The following is a 25,243-nucleotide window of genomic DNA, read 5'->3' on the forward strand; positions in this document are numbered from 1 at the left end:
GTTGTCATCGTCTGTCTTAACTTGTCGGTCAGGTGTTGCGCATCTGCCACAATCGGCGTGCGCTGCTGCAGGCGTTGCGTGGGGACAGAGGGCATGCCAAGGGCGTCGGCAGCTTTTGTTCTCGCCAAAGGGTTACACCGTGCGTCTGTCCCGATATTTTCTGCCGGTTCTGAAGGAGACGCCGGGCGAGGCGCAGGTGATCAGCCACCAGCTGATGCTGCGCGCCGGCATGGTCCGCCAGACGGCGGCCGGAATCTATGCCTGGCTGCCGCTCGGCAAGCGGGTGCTGGCCCGAATCGAGCAGATCGTACGCGAGGAGCAGGACCGCGCCTGCGCCATCGAGGTGCTGATGCCGACCATCCAGTCGGCCGAGCTCTGGCGCCAGTCCGGCCGCTATGAGGCCTATGGCCCCGAGATGCTCCGCATCAAGGACCGGCAGGACCGCGAGATGCTGTTCAGCCCCACCGCCGAGGAACTGTTCACCGTCATTTTCCAGAACGGCGCCAAGAGCTACCGCGATCTCCCGCGCAACCTCTACCAGATCCAGTGGAAGTTCCGCGACGAGGTCCGCCCGCGCTTCGGCGTGCTGCGCGGGCGCGAGTTCCTGATGAAGGACGCCTACAGCTTCGATCTCGACATGGCCGGCGCCCGCCACAGCTATAATCGCATGTTCATCGCCTATATGCGCACGTTCGCCCGCATGGGACTCGATGCGATACCGATGCAGGCCGACACCGGACCGATTGGCGGCGACCTCAGCCACGAGTTCATCGTGCTGGCGCCGACCGGCGAGAGCGATGTCTTCTATCATGAGAACTGGCTCCACCCGCGCGACACCGACGGCATCGACGCCGACGACCCCGCCGCGCTCGAGGACTTCATCGCCGGGCTCAACCAGGATTATGCCGCCACTGACGAGAAGCGCGATCTCGACGCAGAAGCCGCTGCAGGCCCGGCGCTGCGCCAGTCCAAGGGCATCGAGGTTGGCCAGGTCTTCTACTTCGGCGACAAATACACCAAGGCCATGGGCGTCAGCGTCCAGGGGCCGGACGGTGCGCCCGTCACCCCGCTGATGGGCAGCTATGGCATCGGCGTGTCGCGCCTGGTCGGCGCCATCATCGAGGCCTCGCATGACACCGCCGGCATCATCTGGCCGGACGCGGTGGCGCCGTTCAAGGTGGCGCTGATCAATTTGCGCGCCGACGATGCCGCCTGCTCGGCCGCCTGCGAGGGCCTGTATGCCGAGCTGAGCGCCGCTGGCGTCGAGGTGCTCTATGACGACCGCGACGAGCGCGGCGGCGCCAAGTTCGCCACCGCCGATCTGATCGGCCTGCCCTGGCAGCTCGTCGTCGGCCCCAAGGGCATCGCGCAAGGCGTGGTCGAATTGAAGCGCCGCCGCACCGGCGAGAAGCAGGAAATGACGGTCGAGGCGGCGCTGGCGCGATTGACGGCATGATCACCCGGTACGAGCGGATGATCGCCCGGCGCTACCTGCTGCCGGGCCGCGGCGAGGGCTTCATTTTCCTCGTCGCCACGATCAGCCTTGTCGCCGTGGCGCTCGGCGTCGCTGCGCTGATCTCGGTGATGAGCGTCATGAACGGCTTCCGCGCCGAGCTGTTCGACCGCATCCTCGGGCTCAACGGCCATGCCGTCGTCCAGGGCTATGGCGGCCGGCTGGAGAATTGGCAGGCGATCCAGAAGCAGGTGATCTCACTACCCGGCGTCACCAGCGCCGTGCCGCTGATCGAGCAACCGCTGATGGGCAGCTTCCAGGGCCGCGTCGAGGGCGTGCTGGTGCGCGGCCAGCGGATGGCCGACATCAAGGGCAACCCGGTGATGGCCGGCAATGTCCTGTCGGGCTCGCTGGACCGGCTGCAGCCCGGCGCCGGCGTCGTCGCCATCGGCGCCCGGCTCGCCGAGGCGCTCGGCGCCCGGGTCGGGGACGATATCTCGCTGATCAACCCGGCCGGCGAATCGACGCCGTTCGGCACCGTGCCGCGCATCGTCGCCTACAGGATCGGCGCCATCTTCGAGGTCGGCATCTTCGAATATGACAAGGCCTTCGTGGTCATGCCGATCGAGGATGCGCAGCTGCTGATGCGCCTCGACGATGCCGTCGGCATGATCGAGGTCGAGACCAATGATCCCGATCGGGTCACCGAGATCATGGCGCCGCTGGCCGACCGCATTCGCCAGGACGGCGTCATCGCCGACTGGAAGACCACCAATGCCGCGCTGTTCTCGGCGCTGGTCGTCGAGCGGACGGTGATGTTCTGGGTGCTGTCGATCATCATCCTCGTCGCCGTCTTCAACATCCTGTCGTCTTTGATCATGCTGGTGCGCGCCAAGACGCGGGACATCGCCATCCTGCGCACCATGGGCGCCGGCCGCGCCGCCTTGATGCGGGTGTTCATGACCGTCGGCACTCTGATCGGCACGCTCGGCACCGGGCTCGGGCTGATCCTCGGCTTCTCGGTCCTGCAGTTCCGCCAGACCATCGTCGCCACCGTCGGCCGCCTCACCGGCACCAACCTCTGGGACCCGTCGGTACGCTACCTTACCGATCTGCCCAGCCGGACCGATCCGGTCGAGGTCATCGGCATCGTCGCGCTGGCCGTGCTGCTGTCCTTCCTCGCCACCCTGTATCCGGCGTGGAAGGCGGCCAATACCGATCCCGTCCAGGTGCTGCGCTATGAGTGAACCGGTCCTCAAGGTCGAAGGCCTGGCCCGCGCCTTCGAGCAGGGCGGCGTCCGCATCGATGTGCTGAAGGGCGTCGACCTCACCATCGCGCCGGGCGAGATCGTCGCGCTGCTCGGCCCGTCGGGCTCGGGCAAGTCGACGCTGCTGCAGGCGGTCGGGCTGCTCGAGGGCGGTTTCCAGGGCCGCATCTCGATCGGCGGCGAGCGGGTCGAGACCCTCGACAACCAGGGCCGCACCCGCGTCCGGCGGGACCGTCTCGGCTTCGTCTACCAGTTCCACCATCTGCTGCCCGATTTCTCGGCGCGGGAGAATGTCATCCTCGCCGGCCTGGTGGCCGGCAAGAGCGATGCCGAGGCCGGCGCCCGCGCCGACCAGCTGCTCACCGCCATGGGCCTCGGTGCCCGGTTGACCCACCGCCCCTCGCAACTGTCCGGCGGCGAGCAGCAGCGCGTCGCGGTCGGCCGCGCGCTGGCCAACAAGCCGCTGCTGGTCCTCGCCGACGAGCCGACCGGCAATCTCGACGAAGCCACCGCCGCCAAGGTCCTCGCCGAATTCCTGACCCTGGTCCGCGAGCAGGGCAGTTCCGCCCTTGTCGCCACCCACAATGAGGCGCTGGCCGCCCGCATGGACCGCGTCGTCCGCCTCCACGAAGGCCGCCTCGCCTGAATCCGGAAGCGGCGGCTGGTCGTCGCCCCGCCCCTTATCCCCAACAAATTCCCCCCGACGACTGGCCCCGCTGCCGCCCCGCCGCCATAGTCCCGCCATGACCCATTCCGGATTCGTGCCCCTTCGCCTTCACAGCGCCTATTCGATGCTCGAATCGGCGGTGCAGCCGGATGCGCTGGCCAAGGCCTGCCGCGCCGCCGGCTTCCCCGCCGCAGCGCTCACCGATCGCGGCAACATGTTTGCCGCCATGGATTTTTCCGCCGCCGCCAAGGATGCCGGCGTCCAGCCGATCATGGCGGCGCTGCTGCCCATCGAGCGGCCGAACAGCCGCACCGCCCATGCCCGGCCGATCGTCGACTGGCTGCCGCTCTATGCCCAGGACATGGCCGGCTATCACAATCTCGTGCGCCTGGTCAGCGCCGCCCATCTCGATGCCGAGGCCAGCGAGGCGCCTTTGCTGTCGCTGGCCCAGCTCGAAGGCCAGACCGACGGGCTGATCGCGCTCAGCGGCGGCGTCGATGGCTGGCTGACGCGCCTCGCCGCCGAGGAACAGCCGCTCGACGCCGCGTTGCAGACGCTCGACCGACTGTTCCCCGGCAGGCTCTACATCGAGATCAGTCGCACCGGCGACGCGGTCGAGGCCCAGGCCGAGCCGGTGCTGCTGGCGATGGCCGAGGCGCACGGCCTGCCGCTGGTTGCCACCAACCCGGTGCGCTTCCTCAAGGCCGATGGCCATGCCGCCCATGACGTGCTGCTCTGCATCGCCGATTCGACCTATGTCGACGCCGAGGAGCGCCGCCGCTCCAACCCCGAGCATTGGCTCAAATCCGCCGAGGCGATGCGGGCGCTGTTCGCCGACCTGCCCGAGGCCATCGCCAACACGCTCGTCGTCGCCCAGCGCTGCGCGGTGATGGCGCCGTCGCGCAAGCCGATCCTGCCGCACATGGACGGCGAGGACGAGGAGGTGGCGCTGGTCCGCGAGGCCGAGGCCGGGCTGGCGGCGCGTCTCGCCGATGCCGGCAAGGCCGGCGCCGCCGCCACCCCCTATCAGGAACGGCTGGCGTTCGAGCTCGGCGTCATCCGTTCGATGGGCTTCTCCGGCTATTTCCTCATCGTCGCCGAATTCATCCAATGGGCAAAAGGGGAGGGGATCCCGGTCGGCCCCGGTCGTGGTTCGGGCGCCGGCTCGGTCGTCGCCTGGGCGCTGACCATCACCGATCTCGATCCGCTCGAGCATGGCCTGCTGTTCGAGCGCTTCCTCAACCCGGACCGCGTCTCGATGCCGGATTTCGACATCGATTTCTGCGAAACCCGGCGGGACCGCGTCATCCGCCACGTCCAGGAGAAGTACGGCCGCGCCCAGGTCGCCCAAATCATCACCTTCGGCAAGATGAAGGCGCGCGCCGTGCTCAAGGACGTCGGCCGCGTCCTGCAGATGCCCTATGGCCAGATCGACCGGCTCGCCAAGCTGGTGCCCAACCACCCGACCGACCCGTGGACGCTGGCCCGCACCCTCGGCCTGGCGCGCGATAGCAAGGGCGACAAGCAGCCCGGCGTCCCCGAGATCATCGCCGAGCGGGACCGTGATCCCAAGGTCCGCCGGCTGATCGAGGTGGCGCTCCAGCTCGAAGGCCTGCCGCGCCACAGCTCCACCCACGCCGCCGGCGTCGTCATCGGCGACCGCCCGCTGTCCGAGCTGGTGCCGATGTATCGCGATCCCCGCTCGGACATGCCGGTCACCCAGTTCGAGATGAAGGCGGTCGAGAAGGCCGGGCTGGTCAAGTTCGATTTTCTGGGCCTGAAAACGCTGTCGGTGCTCGCGCGCGCCGCCGAACTGCTCGCCGCGCGCGGCATCGCGGTCGACTGGAACCGCCTGCCGATCGACGACCCGCAGGTCTACAAGCTGATGGCGGACGGGGACACCGTCGGCGTCTTCCAGTTCGAATCGGAGGGCATGCGCCGAGCCCTCACCCAGGTCCGGCCGGACTGTTTCGCCGATATCATCGCGCTCGGCGCCCTCTATCGCCCCGGCCCGATGGACAACATCCCCAGCTATGCGCTGCGCAAGCACGGCCGCGAGGCGGTCGAGCTGCTGCACCCGGCGATGGAGCCGATCCTGCGCGAGACCAACGGCATCATCGTCTACCAGGAGCAGGTGATGAGCCTGGCCCGCGAACTGGCCGGCTACAGCCTCGGCGAGGCCGACCTGCTGCGCCGTGCCATGGGCAAGAAGATCCATGCCGAGATGGTCGCCCAGAAGGAGCGCTTCGCCGAGGGCGCCGCCCGCAACGCCATCGAGAAGGACACCGCCAGCGCCATCTTCGACCTGATCCTCAAGTTCGCCAACTACGGCTTCAACAAGAGTCACGCCGCCGCCTATGCGCTGGTCAGCTACCAGACCGCCTGGCTCAAGACCCATCACCGCGCCGAATTCTACGCCGCCTCGATGGCCTATGACATCGACAACACCGATCGCCTCGCCGCCTTCGCCGAGGATGCCCGCCGCGCCCGAACCATCGTGCTGCCGCCCTGCATCAACCGCTCCGAGGCCGATTTTACCGTCATCGACGGCCAGGTTCGCTATGGTCTCGCGGCATTGAAGGGCGTCGGCGAAAAGGCGATGGCAGCGATCGTCGAGGCGCGCGGCAGCAAGCCCTTCACCAGCCTGTCCGATTTCGCCGGCCGCGTCGATGCCCGCCAGCTCAACAAGCGGCAGCTCGAAAGCCTGATCGCCGCCGGTGCCTTCGATGCCATCGAGGCCAATCGCGGCGGCGTCCACCAGCTCGCCGCCGCACTGCTCGGCACCGCCCAGGCGGCGGCCGCCGCCCGCGAGAGCGCCCAGGCCGCGCTGTTCAGCGAGAAGCACGAGCCGGCGCTCGGCATGATCGTCCCGCAGGGCGGCTGGTCGCTCGCCGAGACCATGGCGCAGGAGAAGGACGCCTTCGGTTTTTATTTCTCCGGCCATCCGGTCGACGCCTGGCGCGCCGTCGCCGAAGCGCAGGAAGCCCGCACCTTCGCCGATTGTTCGGCGCTCCCGGCCCCCGCCGGCGGCGGCAAGCTCGCCGTCACCATGGCCGGGCTCATCGAGGAGGTGCAGTGGCGCACGTTTCAGAACAACGGCGGCCCCCGCCGGCGCGGCGGCGATGACCGCTACATGCAGGTCACCCTCTCGGACCGCTCCGGCCAGTATCGCGCCACCTGCTCCGCCCCCGAGACCCAGGAACGCCTCGAACGCCTTGCCACCGAAAACCCCGCCGTCCTCCTCCAGGTCGAGCTCGCCTGGCGCGAGGGCGAGGACGTCGTCCGCATCCGCATCCACGGCGTCACCCCACTCGCCGCGCGCCTGGCCGCCTCGTCGTCCGCATCACCGCCCCCCACGATATCGACCGCCTCGCCGACCTGCTCACCTCCGCCCGCAGCCACGGCCGCGGCGAGGTCATCGCCGAGGTCGAAACCCCCGTCGGCACCGCCCGCCTCGCGCTCGGCAAGGACTATCTCATCGACCACGAGATGCAGGCCGCCGTCACCCGCTGGCTAGGCCCCGGCCGCACCCGCGCCGAGCCGCCGCGGCTGTCGGTGGTGAGGTAAAGGGGGGGGCTCCGGCGGCCGGGGGCTTGCCCCCGGACCCCAATAGTTGGTTTTCCCGAGGCGATCACCGTCGTTGCTTTGGGTGAACCCCCTTCAAGGGGTCTGGGGGCAAGCCCCCAGCCGCCGGAGGCTCAACAGGCCGGCGGCGGGTTGAACACATTCCACCCCATCGCCCGCGACAGTTCCTCCAGCGCCTTCGTCCCCAGCAGTGAATTCCCCTGCGGGCTCAGCCCCGGCGACCAGACCGCGATGCTGGCCCGCCCCGGCGCGATGGCGAGGATGCCGCCGCCGACGCCGGACTTCGCCGGCAGGCCGACCTCGAAGGCGAACTCTCCCGACGCATCATAATGGCCGCAGGTCAGCATCAGCGCGGCGATGCGCCGGGCACGCTCGGGGCTGACGATGGGCTTGCCGCTGGTCGGGCAGCGCCCGGCGTGCATCAGGAAGCGCCCGGCCCGCGCCAGCTGTCGGCAGCTCATGGCGATCGCGCACTGGTGGAAATACACCTGCAGCGTCGTCTCCACCGGCCCGGCGATCATCCCGAACGACCGCATGTAATTGGCCAGCGCGGCGTTGCGAAACCCCGTCGCCGCTTCCGAATAGGCCACCGCGCCATCGACATTGATCGTGTCGTCCCCGGCCAGGCTGCGCACCAGCCGCAGGATCGCCCCGATCCCCTCGCGCGGCTCGTTGCCTTCGGCGATCAGGTCGGTCACGGCGATGGCGCCGGCGTTGATGAACGGATTGCGCGGCCGCCCCTGCTCCAGTTCGAGCTGGATGATCGAGTTGAAGGCGCTGCCCGAGGGCTCGCGCCCCACCCGCTGCCACACACGCTCGCCATGCGCCTGCAACGCCTCGACCAGCGCGAACACCTTGCTCACCGACTGGATCGAGAAGGACAGGTCGGCGTCCCCCGCCACATGCTCGCGCCCGTCGGCGGTGACCACGGCAATGCCGAAATGCGCCGGCGACACCTTGGCCAGCTCTGGGATGTAGCGCGCCACCTGGCCACGGTCGGGCGCCGTCGCCATGCGGGCGGCAATATCGGCGATCAGCGTATCGAGCATGGCCTGACTGTGCGGCGCTTCCGACCGCCCGGCAAGGGCATGACATTCGCCCCGGCCCGTCCTAGACGCCCGCCATGCCCCGCATCACTTTCCACGCGCCGGACGGCACCGCCCGCACGCTCGATGTGCCGGACGGAGTCTCGCTGATGCATGCCGCCGTCGCCGCCGGCATTCCCGGCATCGGCGGGGACTGTGGCGGCAACGCCGCCTGCGCCACCTGCCATGTCCATGTTCCCCCGGTCTGGCGCGCCGCAGCCGGCCCGGCCGACGACATCGAGCTGGCGATGCTGGAAATGGCCAGGGGCTTCCGTCCCGGCGCCAGCCGGCTGGCCTGCCAGATCAAGGCCTCGCCGTTGCTCGATGGCCTGCGGGTCGATATGCCGGTGTTACCATGTTGAAGGAAGCGCCCCGTGCAACTCCATGACGCCTTTGTCCCGACCGCGCTGCAGATCCTCGCCGCCGGCCGGCACGTGCTGGACAAGGCCGAGGCGCACTGCGCCAGCACCGGCCAGCCGCCCGAGGCCCTGCTCGAACTTCGCCTGGCCCCGGACATGCTGGCGCTGCCGTTCCAGGCCTTTTCGATGATGCATCATACAGCCGGTGCCCTTGCCGGGCTGCGGGCAGGCGTCTTCTCGCCGGCCCGGCCCGAGCCCGGGCTGGATTTCGTGGCGCTGCAGGCCATGCTCGCCTCGGCGGAGGCAGCGCTCGCCGCCGTCAGCCCCGAGGAGATGGAGGCGCTGGCGGCAAAGCCCATGCATTTCAGCGCCGGCGAGCGCCAGATGGCGTTCACCGGCCACGATTTCCTGCTGTCGTTCAGCCAGCCCAACTTCTTTTTCCACGCTTCGATGCTCTATGCGATCGCCCGGCACGGCGGCGTGCCGCTCGCCAAGCCGGATTTTCTGGGGCGACCCCGCATTAGCCGTTAGCCGTCCCCCAAGCGCTCTTGCTTGACCGCAAGGGAGCGCATCGCTATGCGCCTGTCACCGGCAGCAATGCCGGCCACGCAACCCACCAAACCACACGCAGGGGCAACCCATCCGGTGTCGGGCCATCCCGAACATCCCCTGCGGCGGACCAACCGGAACGAGGAGATAAGATTATGGCGGCACCCGTCGTCTCGATGGCGCAGCTTCTGGAAGCTGGCGCGCACTTCGGACACCAGACCCATCGCTGGAACCCGAAGATGAAGCCCTACATCTTCGGTGACCGCAACGGCGTTCACATCATCGACCTGTCGCAGACCGTGCCGCTGTTTGCGCGTGCGCTCGACTTCGTTCGCGGCACCGTCCAGTCGGGCGGCAAGGTCCTGTTCGTCGGCACCAAGCGCCAGGCGCAGGAGCCGATCGCCGAGGCCGCGCGCCGTTCCGGCCAGCATTATGTCAACCATCGCTGGCTCGGCGGCATGCTGACCAACTGGAAGACCATCTCGGGCTCCATCAAGAAGTTCAAGCAGCTCGAAGAGCAGCTTTCGGGCGACACCACCGGCCTGACCAAGAAGGAAGTGCTCAAGCTGACCCGCGAGCGCGACAAGTTCGAGCTGTCGCTCGGCGGCATCCGCGACATGGGCGGCCTGCCGGACGTCATCTTCATCATCGACGTCAACAAGGAAGAGCTGGCCGTCAAGGAAGCCAATGTGCTCGGCATCCCGGTCGTCGCGGTGCTCGACACCAACACCGATCCGGGCGGCATCGCCTTCCCGGTGCCGGGCAATGATGACGCCAGCCGCGCCATCCTGCTCTATGTCAACGCCATCGCCGACACGGTGATCGAGGCCCGCCAGGGCCGCATGGCCGACAGCGGCTATGATCTGGGCGCCATGGACGAGCCGGTCGCCGAGCCGGTGCTGGCCGAAGCCCCGGTCGAAGCGCCCGTTGAAGCAGCCCTCGAAGCCCCGATCGAAGTGCCCGCCGAGGCATCTGCCCCCGAGGCCGAGGTTGTGGCGGAAGGCGAAGCCCAGGCCTGAGGGCCGGGGTTCGTCATCAGGACGTAATGAAGGCCGGGCAACCGGCCTTCGCCTAACTTTTGAAGGGAATGGAACATGGCGGACGTCACCGCGAGCATGGTGAAAGACCTGCGCGACCGCACCGGTGCGGGCATGATGGATTGCAAGAAGGCGCTCGGCGAAACCAATGGCGACATGGAAGCCGCCGTTGACTGGCTGCGCACCAAGGGGCTTGCCGCCGCCGCCAAGAAGGCCGGCCGCACCGCCGCCGAGGGCCTGGTCGGCGTCTCCGTCTCCGGCCTGTCCGGCGCCGTCGTCGAGGTCAATTCCGAAACCGATTTCGTCGCCAAGAACGAGACCTTCCAGGGCTTCGTCCGCACCGTCACCGAGCTGGCGCTGGCCGGCGCTGCCGATGTGCCGGCGCTGCTCGCCACGCCCTATCCGGGCGGCCTCGGCAGCGTGCAGGACCAGCTGACCCACAATATCGCCACCATCGGCGAGCACCAGTCGCTGCGCCGCGTCACTTCGGTGTCGGTCGGGCAGGGGGCGGTCACCTCTTATGTCCACAACGCCACCGTGCCGGGCATGGGCAAGATCGGCGTTCTTGTCGGCCTCGAATCCTCGGCCGGTGCCGATGTCCTCGAGCCGCTGGGCAAGCAGCTGGCGATGCACATCGCCGCCGCCAACCCGCTGGCGCTCGATGCCGATGGCCTCGATCCGGCGCTGGTCGAGCGTGAGCGCGCCATCGCCCGCGAGAAGGCCGCCACGTCGGGCAAGCCCGCCGACATCATCGACAAGATGATCGAGGGCGGCGTCCGCAAGTTCGCCCAGGAGAATGCGCTGCTGACCCAGGTGTTCGTCATCGATGGCAAGTCGAAGGTCGGCGACATCGTCGCCGCCGCCGCCAAGGCCGCCGGCGCGCCGATCACCGTCTCGTCCTTCGTTCGCATCCAGCTCGGTGAAGGCATCGAGCGCGAAGAGAAGGACTTTGCCGCCGAAGTGGCGGCTGCCGCCGGCATCTGAGGCCGGTAGCGAGGAAAAGCGACGGGCGGCGTCGAGCCGCCCGTCGCGCGGGTCAGGGCGCGCGCGCCGCGATGCTATCTGCTTGGCAGCGACCGGCCGGCTGACTAGGGTGCGCGCCAAGCGCGGGGTGGCGGTGCGCGCCACGCGCGATCAGGCGGGTGTTTTTCGGGATTTGTCTATGGCCACAGCCGGTTTCAAGCGCATCCTGTTGAAACTGTCGGGCGAGGCGCTGATGGGCAGCGCTCCCTATGGCATCGATCCGCTGGAGACCGCCCGCATCGCCGAAGAGGTCAAGGCCGCCGTCGCGGCGGGCTATGAGCTGTGCCTCGTCGTCGGTGGCGGCAACATCTTCCGCGGCCTCGCCGCCGCCGCCAAGGGCTTCGATCGCGGCTCGGCCGATTACATGGGCATGCTGGCCACGGTGATGAACGCGCTGGCCGTGCAGAATGCGCTGGAGAACATCGGCATCTCCACCCGCGTTCAGTCGGCCATTCCGATGCCGAGCGTCTGCGAGCCCTATATCCGCCGCCGCGCCGAACGGCATCTCGAGAAGGGGCGGGTGGTGATCTTCGCCGCCGGCACCGGCAACCCGTTCTTCACCACCGATACCGGTGCTGCGCTGCGCGCCGCCGAGATGAATTGCGACGCGCTGCTCAAGGGCACCTCGGTTGACGGCGTCTATGACGCCGACCCCAAGACCGTGCCCGGTGCCAAACGCTATGACCGGTTGAGCTACGGCAAGGTGCTGGCCGATAATCTCAAGGTGATGGACGCCAGCGCTGTGGCCATGTGCCGGGACAACAACATACCGATCATCGTCTTCAACATCCGCGAGCCCGGCACGCTGGCGGCGGTGTTGCGCGGTGAGGGGACTTCGACAATGGTGACAAGCGAGGAGCAAAGCTTTGGCTGAATTTGAAGCAGGTCCTTGGCGGACCGATCTCGAGCGCCGCAGCACTGGCGCCGTCGAGGCGCTGAAATCCGATCTCGCCGGCCTGCGCACCGGCCGGGCCAACACCAGCCTGCTCGATCCGGTGACGGTCGAGGTCTATGGCTCGGCGATGCCGCTCAGCCAGTTGGCCACGGTCACCGTCCCCGAGCCGCGGATGCTCAACGTCCAGGTCTGGGACAAGAGCAACGTCACCCCCGTCGACAAGGCGATCCGCTCGGCCGGCCTTGGCCTCAATCCGATCGTCGATGGCCAGACCCTGCGCCTGCCGATCCCGGACATGACCGAGGAGCGCCGCAAGGAAATGGCCAAGCTCGCCTCCACCTATGCCGAAAAGGCCAAGATCGCGGCGCGTAACGTCCGCCGCGATGGCATGGAGGCGCTGAAGGCGGCCGAGAAGAAGGGCAAGATCAGCCAGGACGAGCAGAAGAAATACGAGGCCGAGGTCCAGAAGATCACCGACAAGGCCGTTGCCGACATCGATGTGGCGGCCGCCGCCAAGGAAAAGGAAATCCTGGGCAAGTGAATCTGCCGGCGCCTGCACGCCCCGATGACGGCGACGGCGCGGCCGTCCTGCGCCATCTGGCGATCATCATGGACGGCAACGGCCGCTGGGCGGCGCGCAACCGGCTGCCGCGCCTCGCCGGCCACCGCGCCGGCGTCGAGGCACTGCGCCGCGTGGTCGAGGCCGCGCCCCGGCTCGGCATCGAGGTGCTGACCCTTTATGCCTTCAGCTCCGAGAACTGGAAGCGTCCGGCCGAAGAGGTCTCTGACCTGATGGGGCTGCTCCGCCACTATATCCGCTCGGAAGTGAAGTCGCTGAACGAGAATGGCGTCCGCCTCGATTTCATCGGCAACTGGCAGGCGCTGAAGCCCGATCTGGTGTCGCTGATCGAGGAGGCGCGCGCGCTCACCGGCGGCAACACACGGCTGACGATGGTGATGGCGCTCAACTATGGCGGGCAGGACGAAATCGTCCGCGCCGCCCGCGCACTCGCCGCCGACGCCGCCGCCGGCCGGATCGATCCGGCGGCGATCGACGTCGCCGCCCTGGCCGGGCGGCTCGATACCGCCGGCCTGCCGCCGCCCGATGTCGTGCTGCGCACCTCGGGCGAGATGCGCCTGTCGAATTTCCTGCTCTGGCAGGCCGCCTATGCCGAGATCGTCGTCACCGAAACCCTGTGGCCCGATTTCAACGCCGCCCATCTGATGGCGGTGCTGGACGAATTCGGCAAGCGGGAGCGCCGCTTTGGCGGTCGCTGAGGCCCTGGCCATGGACCGCACCCTGCAGCTGCGCTGGATCACCGGGCTGGCACTGGTCGCCGTCGCGCTGGCGGCGCTGTGGCTCGGCGGCCCGGTGTTCCAGGCGCTGGTCGCGGCAGCCACGCTGCTGATGTGGGCGGAATGGGCGGCGATGCTGCGGCTTGGCCTCGGCATCCGCCGCGTCGGCCTGCTGCTGCTCGCCGGCGTCATGGCGCTGACCGTCATCGTCCCGACGCCCGAGGCGCTGGTGGCGCTGGCCGGCGGCGCCGGGCTGATGGGCCTGTTCGCGCGCTCGATGAAAAAGGGTGCCGGCTTCTGGACGGCGTCGGGCCTGCTCTATTGCGGCCTGCCGGCGCTGGCGTTGCTCTGGCTGCGGGAGCGCCCCGAGGGGCTCGCCGCCACCATCTTCGTCCTCGTCATCGTCTGGGCCGCCGATATCGGCGCCTTTTTCGTCGGCCGTTCGCTGCGCGGCCCCAAGCTGGCGCCGCGCATCAGCCCGGCCAAGACCTGGTCCGGCGCCATCGGCGGCATCATCAGCGCCATGGTCATTTCGGCAGCGATGGCCGCCGTCTATCTGCCCAGCGGCCTCGGCGGCTGGGCGCTCAACCTCGCCAGCGTCGCCGGCGCCCTCGCTGTCCTGTCGGTGCTCGGGGACCTGTTCGAGAGCGGCCTCAAGCGCCACGCCGGCGTCAAGGATTCGGGCCGCCTGCTCCCCGGCCATGGCGGCGTCATGGACCGGCTGGACGGCGTCGTCCCGGTCTCGGTCGCCGGCGCGCTGCTGTTCTGGTCGACGGGATGGGCCGGATGAGCGTCGTCCAGGCCGAACGCACGCTGCGCAGCGCCACCGCCGGCACCAGCCTGACCATCCTCGGCGCCACCGGCTCGGTCGGCAAGCAGACGCTCGATCTCGTCGCGCGCAATCCCGGCCGCTGGCAGGTCGAGGCGCTGACGGCGAACAGCGATGTCGACGGCCTCGCCGCCGCTGCCCGCGCCTGCAATGCCCGCTATGTCGCCATCGGCGACGAAGCCGCCTATCCGGCGCTCAAGGCGGCGCTCGCCGGCACCGGCATCGAGGTCGCCGCCGGTGCGGAGGCGGTGCGGGAGGCCGGCGCCCGCCCGGCCGAGATCGTGCTCACCGCCATCGTCGGCGCCGCCGGCCTGCCGCCGACGCTGGCGGCGGTCAAGCGCGGCGCCACGCTGGCCATCGCCAACAAGGAGACGCTGGTCTGCGCCGGCCCGGTCGTCACCGCGCTGGCCCGCGCCTCGGGTGCCACGCTGCTGCCAGTGGACAGCGAGCACAACGCCATCTTCCAGGTCTTCGACCATGCCGCCCCCGAGCGCGTCCGCAAGGTCATTCTCACCGCCAGCGGCGGCCCGTTCCGCACCTTCAGCCGCGAGGCGATGCGCCATGTCAGCGTCAAGGATGCCTGTGCCCATCCGGTCTGGTCGATGGGCGCCAAGATCTCGATCGACTCCGCCACGCTGATGAACAAGGGCCTCGAGCTGATCGAGGCCGAGCAGCTGTTCGCCGTCGGCCACGCCCGCCTCGATGTCATCGTCCACCCCCAGTCGGTGATCCATTCGATGGTCGAATATGTCGATGGCTCGGTGCTCGCCCAGATGGGGACCCCGGACATGCGCATTCCCATCGCCTATGCGCTGGCCTGGCCCGAGCGGATCGAGACCCCCTGCGCCCGGCTCGACCTCGCTAGAATCGTCAACCTCAGCTTCGAAGCCCCTGATCTGGAACGATTCCCCGCCCTCGCCCTGGCCTGGGAAGCGCTCCGCGCAGGCGGCTCGGCGCCCTGCGTGCTCAACGCTGCCAACGAGATTGCTGTCGCGGCATTCATCGCCGGGAAAGTCGGCTTCCTCGATATAGCCGATGTGGTCTCCCGCACCCTCGACAAAACCGGCTCCGGCCCTCTCGACGGTCTCGACGCCGTGCTCGAAGCCGACCGGCTGGCGCGCGAGATCGCCACCGCCCTGGTCGCCGCACGTTGACCGAGCTGCTGCCCCAGCCCGGGCTGGTCTTCAGCCTCGCCGCCTTCATCGCCATGATCGCCGTGCTCGTCGTCGTCCATGAGGGCGGCCATTTCCTCGCCGGCCGCCTGTTCGACACCAAGGTCGATGCGTTTGCTTTCGGCTTCGGCCGCGAGCTGTTCGGCTGGACCGACCGCAAGGGCGTCCGCTGGAAGATCAACGCCGTCCCGCTCGGCGGCTATGTCCGCTTTACCGGCGACATGAACGAGGCCAGCCAGACCGATCCCGAAATCCTCAAGCTGCCGCCTGCCGAGCGCGGCCAGCTGTTCGCCTTCAAGCCGCTCTGGCAGCGCGCCATCATCGTCGCCGCCGGACCGCTGATCAATTTCGTCTTCGCCATCCTGATCCTCGCCGGCTTCTACGTCACGCTCGGCCACCCGACCACGCCGCCTCTGGTGTCGGCGGTGATGCCCGGCAGCGCCGCCGCCGCCGCCGGCCTTCAGCCCGGGGACCGGATCACCGAGATCGACGGCGCCCGCATCGAGCGCTTCGAGGATGTCATCAACATCGTCATCAGCGGCACCGGCGACCCGGTGACGATGATCGTCGAGCGCGATGGCGCCACCCGCAGCCTGACCATGGTGCCGAAGATGGTCGAGACGCAGGACCGCTTCGGCAATGTCATGCGCCACCCCCGCCTCGGCATCGCGCGGGGCGCGCAGGTCGTCGAGCCGGTCGGCCCGCTGGCCGCGCTGGCCTATGGGGTCACCGATACCGGCGACATCATCGTCACCATCGGCCGCACCATGCGCCAGGTGGTGATGGGCGAACGCTCGCTCGACGATCTCGGCGGCCCGATCCGCACCGGCCAGGTGACAGGCCAGCAGGCGGCGCTCGGCTTCTCGTCATTCGTCGCATTCATGGCGTTCTTTTCGATAAACCTCGGTTTCATCAATCTCATCCCCATCCCGATGCTGGACGGCGGCCATCTTCTCCTTTACGCGGTCGAGGCTCTCCGGCGCAGGCCGCTGGGCGAGAAAACCCAGCAATGGGCTTTCATGTCGGGGTTTGCGGCGATCATGTCGCTCATGGTGGTGCTCACCTGGAATGATCTGTCTTCGGTTGGAGTCTGGACGCAACTTGCCGGCTGGCTCGGCTGAAGCGACGGGCAAAGGGTTATGACGCTTGATAGGCAGTCGGAAAACATGGTGATCAAGACCCGTCCCGTGCGTCAGCGCGTGCTGCCCGTCCTCATGCTCGGCAGCGCGCTGGCGATGCCGACCTTTGCCCAGGAAGCCGCCCCTCAGCCGGCAGACCAGCAGCCGGCACCGGCCGCCGCGCCCGCGCCGCTGACCCCGCCGGGCACCGAGCCGCAGGTCCAGATCGTCGGCACCGGGGAGGGCGTCGTCCGCTCGATCACCGTGCGCGGCACCGAGCGGCTCGAGCCCGAGACCGTGCGCTCCTATCTCAACCTTTCGGTCGGGGACAGTTACGACCGCAACCGCACCGACCAGGCGCTGAAGGCGCTCTATGCCTCCGAGCTGTTCTCCGATGCCACCATCCGTGACGAGAATGGCGCGCTGACCATCGAGGTCCGCGAGAACCCCGTGATCAACCGGATCATCATCGAGGGCGCCAAGCGCGTGAAGGAGGACAAGGTCCGCGAGGAAATCCGCCTCGCCCCGCGCCAGATCTTCACCCGCTCCAAGACCCGCGCCGATGTCGGCCGCATCCTCGAACTGTACCGCCGTTCGGGCCGCTTCGCCGCCGCCGTCGAGCCCAAGATCATCCAGCTCGAGCAGAACCGTGTCGATGTCATCTTCGAGATGACCGAAGGACCCAAGTCCAAGGTCAAGCAGATCAACATCCTCGGCAACACCAAGTTCAAGGACAAGAAGGTCCGTGGCCAGATGGCCACCAAACAGGCTCGGCCGTGGCGCTTTTTCACCTCGAACGACACCTATGATCCGGATCGGCTGGCCTATGACCAGCAGAAGCTCCGCCAATATTATCTGACCCAGGGCTATGCCGATTTCCGCGTCGTCTCCTCGGTCGCCGAGCTGATGCCGGACAAGCAGGATTTCGTCGTCACCTATGTCCTTGATGAAGGCGAGCGCTACAAGTTCGGCGAGATCGACCTGCAGAGCGAAATCCGCGACATCAAGGCGGAAGAGTTCAAGGAGCTGATCAAGATCGAGACGGGCGACTGGTACAATGCCCAGTTGATCGAGAACACCGTCGAGACGCTGAGCGAGACCGCCGGCCTGCTTGGCTATGCCTTTGCCGATGTCCGTCCCCAGTTCGACCGGGACAAGGACAAGCTGGAGATGAACGTCACCTTCGCCATCGGCGAGGTGCCGCGCGTCTATGTCGAGCGGGTGCAGATCGCCGGTAACACCATCACCGTCGACGATGTCATCCGCCGCGAGTTTCGCCTCGCCGAGGGTGACGCCTTCAATTCGTTGAAGGTCAAGCGGTCGAGCGACCGTATCAAGAGCCTCGGCTATTTCCAGGAGCGTCTGGAGATCGAGCAGAAGCCCGGCAGCGCCCCTGACCGGATCATCCTTGAGGCCAATGTCGAGGAGCGGCCGACCGGCGAGCTTCAGGTCTCGGCCGGCTTCTCCAGCCTCGAGCGGTTCATCCTGTCGCTCTCGGTTCGTCAGCGCAACTTCCGCGGCCGTGGCCAGGAATTGCGGCTCTCGGCCAATCTGTCCAACTTCTCGCGGTCGGTCGAGGCCGGCTTTACCGAGCCCTATCTGTTCGGCCGGAACCTGGCGCTCGGCGTCGACATCTTCACCCGCGATTTCCGCTCGTTCCGCTTCACCGCGAACAACACCCGCGACACCACCTACACTCAGGTGTCGACCGGTTTCCAGGTCCGCGTCGGTTTCCCGATCACCGAATATTGGGCGATGTCGATGCGCTACGGCCTGTCGCTCGAAAAGATCGACCTGGACCGTGACCTGTTCTTCCAGAACGGGGTCTGTTCGCCGCTGCTCGCCGGCCGCTTCCTCTGCGAGGCACTCGGCAAGCGCACCGTGTCGTCCGTCGGTTACAGCCTGATTTTCAACAATCTTAACAACAATATCCGCCCCACCGCCGGCCAGCGCTTCTCGCTGAGCCAGGATCTCGCTGGTATTCCCGGCGGCGTCAAATATGTCCGCACCCGCGCCAACTACGATCGCTATCATGCGCTTTTCGGCTCGGGCTTCATCCTCCAGCTGGCCGGCGAAGGCGGTTACATTACCGGCTACGGCGGCTCGGACGTTCTGCTGACCGACCGCTTCTTCCTCGGCGAGCCGCAGATGCGCGGCTTCCGCATCCGCGGCGTCGGGCCGCGCGTGCTGCGCCGGCCGTTCGATGCCAATGGCGTGCCGATCACCGACCGCAATTCGGTGCTGGACGATGCGCTCGGCGGCAAGGCCTATTATTTCGCCAAGGCGGAAATCCAGATCCCGCTGGGCGCCGGCGGCGCCGAGCTGGGGCTGCGGCCGTCGATCTTTGCCGATGTCGGCGCGGTGTGGAGCGTCAAGACGCCGGTCCTGACCTGCACCAACGGCCCGACGACGGCGCGACCCGACTGTATCGCCTATGACGTCAACAATCCGTCATCGGGCTTCGAGGAAGTGTTCCTCGGCAATTCGCCGAGCCCGCGCGTGTCTGTGGGTATCGGTGTTTCGTGGAACTCGCCGTTCGGGCCGTTCCGCTTCGATCTCGCCAAGGCGCTGAAGACCCAGCCCGGCGATGACACCCAGCTTTTCCAGTTCAACGTAGGGACTCAATTCTGATGAAGAAACTTCTGATTTCATTGGTGCTTGGTACGTCCGCCCTGATCGCGCCGGTGCTCGCGCCCGCCGCTGCCCAGACGCTGCCGGCTGCCGTCGTCATCGTCGTCGACATGGACCAGGTGTTCGCCAATTCGGCCGCCGGCAAGCAGGCGCAGACCGAGCTCAAGGCCAAGCTCGATGCTATCCAGGCCCGCGTCACCCAGCTGCGCCAGTCGCTCGGCACCGAGGAGCAGCAGCTCGGCCAGAGCCGCCCGCAGGCCGCCGGCCCGGCGCTGACCGCCTGGGAAACCAAGGCGCGTGACTTCACCGCCCGCAAGACCCAGGCCGAGCAGGAAGTGCAGAAGCGCGAGCAGGATTTCCAGGCCGCCCGCCAATATGTGCTCAAGCAGATCAACGATGCCGCCCAGCCGATCATCACCGCAGTGATGCGCGAGCGCGGCGCCTCGATCGCGCTGGCGCAGGGGGCCACGCTGCAGAATTCGGCCTCGCTCGACGTGACGGCGGACATCATCGCCCGCATCGACAAGGCGCTGCCGCGCGTCTCCACCACGCCGCCGGCCGCCCCGGCCGCGGCCGCTCCCGCCGCTGCCCCGGCTCCGCGTTGAGCGAGCAGCCGGGCGCGACGGCCGACATCAGGGCCGTGATGGCGATGCTGCCGCATCGCTATCCGATGCTGCTTGTCGACCGTGTCGAGGACATCGTCGCCGGCGTCTCGGCGCGCGGCATCAAGGCGGTGACGATCAACGAGCCGTTCTTCGCCGGCCATTTCCCGGGCCGGCCGATCATGCCCGGCGTGCTGATCGTCGAGGCGCTGGCGCAGACCGCCGGCGTGCTGGCGATGCACACGCTGGGGCCGGAAGGGATCGGCAAGCTGGTCTATTTCATGGCGATCGAGCAGGCCAAGTTCCGCATGCCGGTGGAGCCCGGCTGCATCCTCGATCTGAAGGTCCGCTTCACCCAGAATCGCGGCAAGATCAGCAAGTTCGAAGGCCGTGCCGAGATCGGCGGCAAGCTCGCCGCCGAGGCCAGCTTCACGGCGATGATCGCCGATCCGCCGAAATAGGCCGGGAGACCAGCCAGACCCCGGCGAAGATCAACGCCGCGCCCGCCCAGATCTGCGGCCGCACGGCTTCGGCCAGAAACACATAGCCGACCAGCGCTGCCCAGGGCAGGGCGGTGAATTCCATCGCCGCGCTGGTCTGCGCTTCCAGATGCACATAGGCGCGCGCCAGCAGATGCACGCCGATATTGCTGAGGATGCCGACCAGCAGGAACCAGCCGAGATCGTCGATCCAGGACGCGTCATGCCCCAGCACCACCGGGCTGAGCAGCACCGCCGGGACCAGATTGGCCAGCAGCGTGATGCTCACCGCGCCGTCCTTGCCGGCGCGGGCGCGCAGGATGATCACAGATACCGCATAGGCGACGGCAGAAAACAGCAGCGCCGCGATCGCCCAGATGCGTGTCGGCCCGGCGTCCGGCGCGCCCTGCACGCTCACCAGCACGCCGGCAAAGCCGATTGCCCCGGCAAGCAGCGCGCGCGGGTGCAGCGCCTCGCCGAGGATCAGCCGCGCCATCAGCGGCACCATCAGCGGCGCGATGAAGACGATGGTGATGGCTTCCGCCAGCGGCACCTGGGTGATGCCCCAGAAGAAGGCCAGCGCCAGCGCCGCGCCGATGGCGCCGCGCAGCAGGTGCGGCCCCCACATGTCCCGCCGGATAGGCGGCGCGCCCTTGGCCCGCCACACCGCGAGCGCCAGCAGGCCGCCGGTGGCGAAGCGCATCAGCGTCACCAGCTCGACCGGATGGCGCAGGCTCAGCAACTTGACCAGCGCATCCATGACGCAGAGCGCGCCGATGCCCAGCGTGCATTGCAGCAATGCCCAGCCCCTTGGCGTCATCGGTGCAGGGCGGCGAGGTCGGCCGGCGTGTTGATGTTGGTCAGCAACCCGAGGTGAACGGTACGGGCGCCGCTGGCTTCCACCCAGCTCATCAGCGAACGGTGGCCGGCGGCGAGATGGGCGAACAGGCGCGGCGCCAGGGGGGCGGGCCACAGCCCCAGCGTTGGCTGGCTGGCGGCGACGGCTGGGGCTGGGGCGAGGGCGGACGCCAGCCTCGGCGGGAAGATCGCCATATCGCAGGGCGCGATCAGCACATGACTGTAACCCTTTGAATGCGCATGTTCGAGCGCCGCGCACAGCCCGGCCAAAGGCCCGGCGCCGGGGATGCGGTCGCTGAGGCCGACATGGCCGGGCCAGGCACGGCCGCAGACGACGACATTGGGGGTCTCGGCGTGCAGCGCGCGGATAGCGTGGCTGATCAGCGGCTGGCCATGCAGCGGCGCCAGCGCCTTGTCACTGCCGAAGCGGCGCGACTGGCCCCCGGCAAGGATGGCGCCCAGGATAATCACCCGCTGTACTCGATGAAGTGCGGTGAGGACATGCGCACAAACCTTTGAAATTTAAAGAGGTCCGTAGCTGGCGTAATGGCTGTAGAAATCATTGTCGCGGGCGAAGTTGATGAAGCTCATGCCGATTGTCGGGCTGAGCCCTTCGACATGATGCCACCAGCCGACCGGCAGGAACAGCGCCTCGCCGGGGTGCAATGTCACCTCCATCACCGGCGGCTTCGACGCATCGCCGGGCCCGGTCGGCAGGTCCTCGCCGCGCCAATCGCTGAAGCAATGCAAATGGTTGCGCATCCGCGGGGTTTCCGCCGCCGACACCAGCTTGACCCGCTTCTCGCCGACAAACTGGACGAGCAGGTTGTTGGTGAGATCATGATGGAAGGGGGTGATGGTGCCTGCCGGGCCGATCCAGACAAAGCCGTCGCGTGCTTCCTGCGGCGTCAGCCAGCCCGGAATGTCGCCGACATCGTTCCACAGCGAGGCCAGCGCCTGCTTGTTATGGCCACTGTTATAAGCGGTTACATAGAAGTCATTGCTCGGGCCGTCCTCGACGATCCGGCGGAGCAACGGCCCAAAGGGTTGGCGGGCGGTGTGGCGGTCCTTGTCGATCTCATAGTTGCGGTTGGTCTCGCGGTTGTGCTGGACATCGACCATCACCCCCCCCAGCGCTTGCGCCAGCCCCGCGAAGCTCCAGCGCCGCGCCGGCCAGTGATCGACCAGTCCGGAGACCTTGACCGGCAGGTTGGCGATATAGAATTCGGTGAAAAAGCGTTGCGCATCAAGGGCGTGGATGGTCGGTACAGTATCGCCGGCGAGGCGCTGCAGCCTCGCCGCATTGGCCAGCAGCCAGTCCCGCTTGGCCAGCCGCGCCTGCAGCGGGCGGGCGCCGGCCAGATAGGGGCTCTTTTCGGCGCGCGCCACCTCGGCGGCGGCGAGCGGTCCGGGGATGCCGCGGCTGGCGATGCGGGCGGCAATCCGGTCCGGCGCCTGGCCGGCGAGCAGCAGGCTGGCAATCTCGGTGCGCAGCGCGTCATCGAGCGCGGGGGGCTTGGTCCTGGCCATTTGTCTGCGCCTTTGGTGCGGGGGGTCGCCCGAGGCGCACTCTGGCGCGGCGTCGCGTCGACGGCAAGTGCCGGCCAAGGGCTGTTCCGGTACGGTTTGGGGTGGAAATTGTCCGGTTTGGGGTCATTTCTGGGTGGTTTTTGACAGCCGATTCGGCGTGTCTCCACGACGCGATCGAAAACTCCTTCGATAAGCGAAGAAATCGGGTGGGCTTGCGGGGCGGGGCGAAGGCGGCTAGGACGCGCGCTTGCTTTCAGGCTGGTCGGCACCAGCCACATCGAGGATGAGCATCATGAAGAGCGGCATTCACCCGGACTATCACACCATCACCGTCAAGATGACCGATGGCAGCGAATATCAGACGCGTTCGACCTACGGCAAGGAAGGCGACACGCTGGCGCTCGACATCGATCCCAGCTCGCACCCGGCCTGGGTCGGCGGGGCTGGCAAGATGCTCGATGCCGGTGGCCAGGTGGCGCGCTTCAACAAGCGCTTCTCGGGCTTCGGGCTCGGTTCCAAGTAAGACGGCGCCCGAACCGCTTGTTTCCGGGCCGCTTATTGCGGCTCGAGCATCCGGTGCAGGTGGACGACGACGTACTTCATCGTCGCGTCGTCCACCGTGCGCTGCGCCTGCGCGCGCCAGGCGATGACGGCGCTGGCATAGTCCGGGTAGATCCCGACGACATGCAGCTTGTCGGGCTCGATGAAATCCTGGCCCTGCGGATTGGCGACGCGGCCACCGAAAACGAGATGTAGCTTGCTCATGTCGGGTGACTTAGCGTCGCCGGGCCGGTTTGTCATGCGGTTCGGCCGCTGGCGGCCTTGGCATTCGCCGACTTCAGGAAGCTGACCAGCGCATCGAAGCCGTTGGTCTTGATGTAGTTGGCGAAATCGGCTTCCTGGGTGATCGACAGGTTGATGTTCGAGACGGTCAGATTATTGATCTGATATTTGCCGGCGGGCGACTTGCGGACCTGCCAGATGGCATCAACCGGCTGCGAACCGGGAAGGCTGACGCGGGTGTGGACCTCGGTGAACGGGCCGCGCGCCACCGTGCGCATGGTCTTCAGGCTGGCGTCCTTATAGTCCTGCAGACGGTCGGCATAGGTGTTGAGAATGAACTCGGGGAAGGCAGCCTGATAGGCCTTGTACTGGGCATCGGTGATCTCGGCGCGCTGGCGGCGGATCAGGCGGTTGCCGATCGCATCGAGGGCGACGTTTTCCTTGAGCAATGCACGGAAGCGGCTGATGCGGTCTGCCTGGCTCAGCGCCGGGTCACGGAGCGTGGAGAAGGCGTTGCTGGCGAGGCCCTCGATGAACTTGCTGGCGGCGGGATCGGCCGCAGGCGCCGCCTGGGCATGGGCGGCGACAGGCAGGGTTGCGGCCGCGAGCGGCGCAAGGGCGAGGGTGGCAGCGAGAAACAGGCGCATGAAAGGCTCCGGAATGATTGATCTTGCGCCGTTTATGAACGGGCGCGGGTGAACCTGCGCTGAAAGCCCTGTTCGTCGTCCTATTCGTTATCGGGTTGGCTGCCGGGCATCAGGGCACCGATCAGCGCGCCGGCGGCGAGGCCGAGCAGGATCGAGGTGAAGGGGTTGCGGCCCGATCCCGACGCGGTGTCGTCCGGGTTGCTCGCTTCGCTCGACGGCATGGTCCGGAACGTCAGCACGCTGGGGGCGGGGCCGAAGCTGTCGTCATAATCGGTATAGTCGGCGGAATCGCCGAGATCGACGCGAGCCTGACTGAGCTTGTGGCGGGTGAGCAGCGCCAGCCCGATGGCGGCGACGCCGGCGCCGAGCACCAGCGGGTGGTTGCTGGCCATCGATTTGGCGCGGGCGGTGAGCGCCTCCCCCTGGCTGCTGGCCAGCGCCATCGCTTCATCGGCGAGGCGCTGTGGATCGGTGCGCTCGCGCAGCGTGGCGACGCCGCTGCTGATCCGGCTGCGAGCGGCTCGGGCCTTGTCGTCGAGGCGATCGATATCAGGGGTGGTCATCCCGGAGCTCCTGCTTCTTGCCGACCGAGTCGGCGTATGTCCTGAGATTGGCAAGTGCGCGGCGCGGCGCAAGCGGGCCGGTGCGCATTTTTGTGATTCCGATGGCCAGCAGGCCGCCACCGGTGATCGCGGCGACGGCGGCGGTGATCAGCGAGCCGATCACCGGGCCGAAGCTGGGCGAGAGCGCCGCGACCAGCGCGCCGAGCAGCGCGATGCCGGCAACGCCGAAGATGATGCCGCCGGCAAGGATGATGGCGAAGGCGACGGCGAGGCGGCCGATATTGAAACGGACCTCGGCGGTGGCGAGCTGAATCTCGGTGCTGAACAGCGTGCGGATATCGGTGATGACGCCGAGGATCAGACCGACCAGCGAGGGTTCCTTCGGGGCTGCCCTGGTTTCATCGCTCATGTGTTGTCGTCCGCGGGGTTGGCGACGGTGCGGGCAAGGCGGGCAATGGCATAGCCGCTGACCACGGCGACGCCGAGCGCCAGCACCGGCTGGCGGCGAATCAGGTCCTGGCCTTCGTCAATCAGCTCGTTCAGCGACTTTTCGTCGAGGCCGCGCTGGATGTTGCCGAGCACATCGGCGGCGGAGCGGGCGAGGTCGCCGACCGAGGGGCCGGCGAGCGTGTCGATGTCCGCGGCGATGCGGTGGGCGGCGATGACCAGGCCGTCCATCGAGCGGACCAGCCCGGTCTTGGTGTCGGTGGCGATATCGAGCAGGCGGGACTCGGCAGCATCGAAGAAGCCGGCGGCCGGACGACGGGTATCGATCGAGTTTGGCGGGGTGTTATCGGCGGTCATCATCGTCTCC

The 25,243-nt window shown here is 67.8% G+C and carries 26 protein-coding genes and 1 pseudogene; 18 read left to right on the top strand and 9 right to left on the bottom strand.

Annotation, left to right across the window (positions count from 1 at the left end):
* The first annotated feature begins 139 nt into the window (after positions 1–139).
* From proS to dnaE, 4 genes and pseudogenes are all read left to right on the top strand, one after another.
* Complete coding sequence (proS, locus tag ACTIFJ_RS03435) at positions 140–1,456, top strand: proline--tRNA ligase (protein WP_439532688.1); 1,317 nt, start codon at positions 140–142, stop codon at positions 1,454–1,456.
* Positions 1,457–1,473: 17 nt separating this feature from the next.
* Complete coding sequence (locus ACTIFJ_RS03440) at positions 1,474–2,700, top strand: lipoprotein-releasing ABC transporter permease subunit (RefSeq protein WP_439532730.1); 1,227 nt, start codon at positions 1,474–1,476, stop codon at positions 2,698–2,700.
* Positions 2,693–3,367 (top strand): ABC transporter ATP-binding protein, encoded by a 675-nt coding sequence (locus ACTIFJ_RS03445; RefSeq protein ID WP_439532689.1) that lies wholly within the window; start codon positions 2,693–2,695, stop codon positions 3,365–3,367. The genes ACTIFJ_RS03440 and ACTIFJ_RS03445 overlap by 8 nt, the downstream gene beginning before the upstream one ends.
* A 97-nt stretch (positions 3,368–3,464) precedes the next feature.
* Positions 3,465–6,955, top strand: a pseudogene (gene dnaE / locus ACTIFJ_RS03450) (DNA polymerase III subunit alpha).
* 131 nt (positions 6,956–7,086) lie between these two features.
* On the opposite strand, the gene ACTIFJ_RS03455 reads toward dnaE, so the two are convergent.
* Complete coding sequence (locus tag ACTIFJ_RS03455) at positions 7,087–8,022, bottom strand: glutaminase (RefSeq protein WP_439532690.1); 936 nt, start codon at positions 8,020–8,022, stop codon at positions 7,087–7,089.
* 74 nt (positions 8,023–8,096) lie between these two features.
* Between ACTIFJ_RS03455 and ACTIFJ_RS03460 the strand changes: the two genes are divergently transcribed.
* The 13 genes from ACTIFJ_RS03460 to fabZ all read left to right on the top strand — a co-directional run bounded on the left by ACTIFJ_RS03460 (position 8,097) and on the right by fabZ (position 20,030).
* Positions 8,097–8,420, top strand: a complete 324-nt coding sequence (locus ACTIFJ_RS03460) for a 2Fe-2S iron-sulfur cluster-binding protein (RefSeq protein WP_439532691.1) — start codon at positions 8,097–8,099, stop codon at positions 8,418–8,420.
* A gap of 12 nt (positions 8,421–8,432) precedes the next feature.
* The gene (locus tag ACTIFJ_RS03465; protein ID WP_439532692.1) at positions 8,433–8,948 is read left to right on the top strand and encodes a DUF1993 family protein; all 516 of its coding nucleotides are present in this window, start codon (positions 8,433–8,435) and stop codon (positions 8,946–8,948) included.
* A gap of 173 nt (positions 8,949–9,121) precedes the next feature.
* Positions 9,122–9,985 (top strand): 30S ribosomal protein S2, encoded by an 864-nt coding sequence (gene rpsB / locus ACTIFJ_RS03470; protein WP_439532693.1) that lies wholly within the window; start codon positions 9,122–9,124, stop codon positions 9,983–9,985.
* A 75-nt stretch (positions 9,986–10,060) separates the two neighbouring features.
* A complete protein-coding gene (tsf, locus tag ACTIFJ_RS03475; protein ID WP_439532694.1) occupies positions 10,061–10,987 on the top strand; it encodes a translation elongation factor Ts in 927 nt (308 codons plus the stop codon).
* A 178-nt stretch (positions 10,988–11,165) separates the two neighbouring features.
* Entirely contained in the window at positions 11,166–11,900 is a 735-nt protein-coding gene (pyrH, locus tag ACTIFJ_RS03480; RefSeq protein WP_439532695.1) for a UMP kinase, read from the top strand.
* Positions 11,893–12,462, top strand: coding sequence for a ribosome recycling factor (frr, locus tag ACTIFJ_RS03485; protein ID WP_439532696.1), 570 nt, complete (start codon positions 11,893–11,895; stop codon positions 12,460–12,462). Before pyrH ends, frr begins: the two co-directional genes overlap by 8 nt.
* 2 nt (positions 12,463–12,464) lie before the next feature.
* Positions 12,465–13,199, top strand: a complete 735-nt coding sequence (locus ACTIFJ_RS03490) for an isoprenyl transferase (RefSeq protein WP_439532731.1) — start codon at positions 12,465–12,467, stop codon at positions 13,197–13,199.
* Between the two features lie 10 nt (positions 13,200–13,209).
* Complete coding sequence (locus tag ACTIFJ_RS03495) at positions 13,210–14,007, top strand: phosphatidate cytidylyltransferase (RefSeq protein WP_439532697.1); 798 nt, start codon at positions 13,210–13,212, stop codon at positions 14,005–14,007.
* Entirely contained in the window at positions 14,004–15,200 is a 1,197-nt protein-coding gene (locus ACTIFJ_RS03500) for a 1-deoxy-D-xylulose-5-phosphate reductoisomerase (RefSeq protein ID WP_439532698.1), read from the top strand. Before ACTIFJ_RS03495 ends, ACTIFJ_RS03500 begins: the two co-directional genes overlap by 4 nt.
* Positions 15,201–15,205: 5 nt before the next feature.
* The gene (rseP, locus tag ACTIFJ_RS03505) at positions 15,206–16,339 is read left to right on the top strand and encodes an RIP metalloprotease RseP (RefSeq protein ID WP_439532732.1); all 1,134 of its coding nucleotides are present in this window, start codon (positions 15,206–15,208) and stop codon (positions 16,337–16,339) included.
* A 45-nt stretch (positions 16,340–16,384) separates the two neighbouring features.
* A complete protein-coding gene (gene bamA, locus ACTIFJ_RS03510) occupies positions 16,385–18,967 on the top strand; it encodes an outer membrane protein assembly factor BamA (protein ID WP_439532699.1) in 2,583 nt (860 codons plus the stop codon).
* Complete coding sequence (locus ACTIFJ_RS03515) at positions 18,967–19,572, top strand: OmpH family outer membrane protein (protein ID WP_439532700.1); 606 nt, start codon at positions 18,967–18,969, stop codon at positions 19,570–19,572. The genes bamA and ACTIFJ_RS03515 overlap by 1 nt, the downstream gene beginning before the upstream one ends.
* A gap of 38 nt (positions 19,573–19,610) precedes the next feature.
* Positions 19,611–20,030 (top strand): 3-hydroxyacyl-ACP dehydratase FabZ, encoded by a 420-nt coding sequence (gene fabZ / locus ACTIFJ_RS03520; RefSeq protein ID WP_439532733.1) that lies wholly within the window; start codon positions 19,611–19,613, stop codon positions 20,028–20,030.
* On the opposite strand, the gene ACTIFJ_RS03525 is transcribed toward fabZ, so the two are convergent.
* Genes ACTIFJ_RS03525 through ACTIFJ_RS03535 form a run of 3 tightly spaced genes read right to left on the bottom strand, consistent with a single transcriptional unit; the run spans position 19,999 to position 22,436 of the window.
* Positions 19,999–20,868 (bottom strand): DMT family transporter, encoded by an 870-nt coding sequence (locus ACTIFJ_RS03525; RefSeq protein WP_439532701.1) that lies wholly within the window; start codon positions 20,866–20,868, stop codon positions 19,999–20,001. The two genes, fabZ and ACTIFJ_RS03525, sit on opposite strands and share 32 nt — an antisense overlap.
* Positions 20,865–21,377, bottom strand: coding sequence for a molybdenum cofactor guanylyltransferase (gene mobA, locus ACTIFJ_RS03530; protein ID WP_439532702.1), 513 nt, complete (start codon positions 21,375–21,377; stop codon positions 20,865–20,867). The genes ACTIFJ_RS03525 and mobA overlap by 4 nt, the downstream gene beginning before the upstream one ends.
* 51 nt (positions 21,378–21,428) lie before the next feature.
* Positions 21,429–22,436, bottom strand: a complete 1,008-nt coding sequence (locus tag ACTIFJ_RS03535; RefSeq protein WP_439532703.1) for a cupin-like domain-containing protein — start codon at positions 22,434–22,436, stop codon at positions 21,429–21,431.
* 292 nt (positions 22,437–22,728) lie between these two features.
* On the opposite strand from ACTIFJ_RS03535, the gene rpmE reads away from it, so the two are divergent.
* Positions 22,729–22,959 carry a 50S ribosomal protein L31 gene (gene rpmE / locus ACTIFJ_RS03540; protein WP_439532734.1) on the top strand — a complete coding sequence of 77 codons (231 nt, stop codon included), beginning with the start codon at positions 22,729–22,731 and terminating at the stop codon, positions 22,957–22,959.
* A gap of 32 nt (positions 22,960–22,991) precedes the next feature.
* On the opposite strand, the gene ACTIFJ_RS03545 is transcribed toward rpmE, so the two are convergent.
* From ACTIFJ_RS03545 to ACTIFJ_RS03565, 5 genes are all read right to left on the bottom strand, one after another.
* Positions 22,992–23,201 (bottom strand): DUF4170 domain-containing protein, encoded by a 210-nt coding sequence (locus ACTIFJ_RS03545; protein WP_439532704.1) that lies wholly within the window; start codon positions 23,199–23,201, stop codon positions 22,992–22,994.
* Between the two features lie 32 nt (positions 23,202–23,233).
* Positions 23,234–23,866: an MlaC/ttg2D family ABC transporter substrate-binding protein gene (locus tag ACTIFJ_RS03550; protein WP_439532705.1), complete on the bottom strand. Its 633-nt coding sequence runs from the start codon at positions 23,864–23,866 to the stop codon at positions 23,234–23,236.
* Between the two features lie 80 nt (positions 23,867–23,946).
* Complete coding sequence (locus tag ACTIFJ_RS03555; protein ID WP_439532706.1) at positions 23,947–24,429, bottom strand: hypothetical protein; 483 nt, start codon at positions 24,427–24,429, stop codon at positions 23,947–23,949.
* On the bottom strand, positions 24,416–24,838 hold the full coding sequence (locus ACTIFJ_RS03560; RefSeq protein ID WP_439532707.1) for a phage holin family protein: 423 nt from the start codon (positions 24,836–24,838) through the stop codon (positions 24,416–24,418). The genes ACTIFJ_RS03555 and ACTIFJ_RS03560 overlap by 14 nt, the downstream gene beginning before the upstream one ends.
* Positions 24,835–25,233, bottom strand: a complete 399-nt coding sequence (locus ACTIFJ_RS03565) for a hypothetical protein (protein WP_439532708.1) — start codon at positions 25,231–25,233, stop codon at positions 24,835–24,837. Before ACTIFJ_RS03565 ends, ACTIFJ_RS03560 begins: the two co-directional genes overlap by 4 nt.
* Positions 25,234–25,243: the final 10 nt, after the last annotated feature.

It is taken from the genome of Polymorphobacter sp. (assembly GCF_051860865.1).
GTDB lineage: Bacteria > Pseudomonadota > Alphaproteobacteria > Sphingomonadales > Sphingomonadaceae > Sandarakinorhabdus.

Bases quoted from the DNA above. Each gene is read 5' to 3' on its own strand.
- ACTIFJ_RS03495 (WP_439532697.1), top strand. From the start codon at position 13,210: ATGGACCGCACCCTGCAGCTGCGCTGGATCACCGGGCTGGCACTGGTC.
- tsf (WP_439532694.1), top strand. From the start codon at position 10,061: ATGGCGGACGTCACCGCGAGCATGGTGAAAGACCTGCGCGACCGCACC.
- ACTIFJ_RS03440 (WP_439532730.1), top strand. From the start codon at position 1,474: ATGATCGCCCGGCGCTACCTGCTGCCGGGCCGCGGCGAGGGCTTCATT.
- ACTIFJ_RS03515 (WP_439532700.1), top strand. From the start codon at position 18,967: ATGAAGAAACTTCTGATTTCATTGGTGCTTGGTACGTCCGCCCTGATC.
- pyrH (WP_439532695.1), top strand. From the start codon at position 11,166: ATGGCCACAGCCGGTTTCAAGCGCATCCTGTTGAAACTGTCGGGCGAG.
- bamA (WP_439532699.1), top strand. From the start codon at position 16,385: ATGGTGATCAAGACCCGTCCCGTGCGTCAGCGCGTGCTGCCCGTCCTC.
- ACTIFJ_RS03560 (WP_439532707.1), bottom strand. From the start codon at position 24,838: ATGAGCGATGAAACCAGGGCAGCCCCGAAGGAACCCTCGCTGGTCGGT.
- ACTIFJ_RS03460 (WP_439532691.1), top strand. From the start codon at position 8,097: ATGCCCCGCATCACTTTCCACGCGCCGGACGGCACCGCCCGCACGCTC.
- ACTIFJ_RS03555 (WP_439532706.1), bottom strand. From the start codon at position 24,429: ATGACCACCCCTGATATCGATCGCCTCGACGACAAGGCCCGAGCCGCT.
- rpsB (WP_439532693.1), top strand. From the start codon at position 9,122: ATGGCGGCACCCGTCGTCTCGATGGCGCAGCTTCTGGAAGCTGGCGCG.
- fabZ (WP_439532733.1), top strand. From the start codon at position 19,611: ATGGCGATGCTGCCGCATCGCTATCCGATGCTGCTTGTCGACCGTGTC.
- ACTIFJ_RS03535 (WP_439532703.1), bottom strand. From the start codon at position 22,436: ATGGCCAGGACCAAGCCCCCCGCGCTCGATGACGCGCTGCGCACCGAG.
- ACTIFJ_RS03550 (WP_439532705.1), bottom strand. From the start codon at position 23,866: ATGCGCCTGTTTCTCGCTGCCACCCTCGCCCTTGCGCCGCTCGCGGCC.
- ACTIFJ_RS03565 (WP_439532708.1), bottom strand. From the start codon at position 25,233: ATGACCGCCGATAACACCCCGCCAAACTCGATCGATACCCGTCGTCCG.
- ACTIFJ_RS03455 (WP_439532690.1), bottom strand. From the start codon at position 8,022: ATGCTCGATACGCTGATCGCCGATATTGCCGCCCGCATGGCGACGGCG.
- ACTIFJ_RS03525 (WP_439532701.1), bottom strand. From the start codon at position 20,868: ATGACGCCAAGGGGCTGGGCATTGCTGCAATGCACGCTGGGCATCGGC.
- ACTIFJ_RS03545 (WP_439532704.1), bottom strand. From the start codon at position 23,201: ATGAGCAAGCTACATCTCGTTTTCGGTGGCCGCGTCGCCAATCCGCAG.
- ACTIFJ_RS03500 (WP_439532698.1), top strand. From the start codon at position 14,004: ATGAGCGTCGTCCAGGCCGAACGCACGCTGCGCAGCGCCACCGCCGGC.
- ACTIFJ_RS03445 (WP_439532689.1), top strand. From the start codon at position 2,693: ATGAGTGAACCGGTCCTCAAGGTCGAAGGCCTGGCCCGCGCCTTCGAG.
- rpmE (WP_439532734.1), top strand. From the start codon at position 22,729: ATGAAGAGCGGCATTCACCCGGACTATCACACCATCACCGTCAAGATG.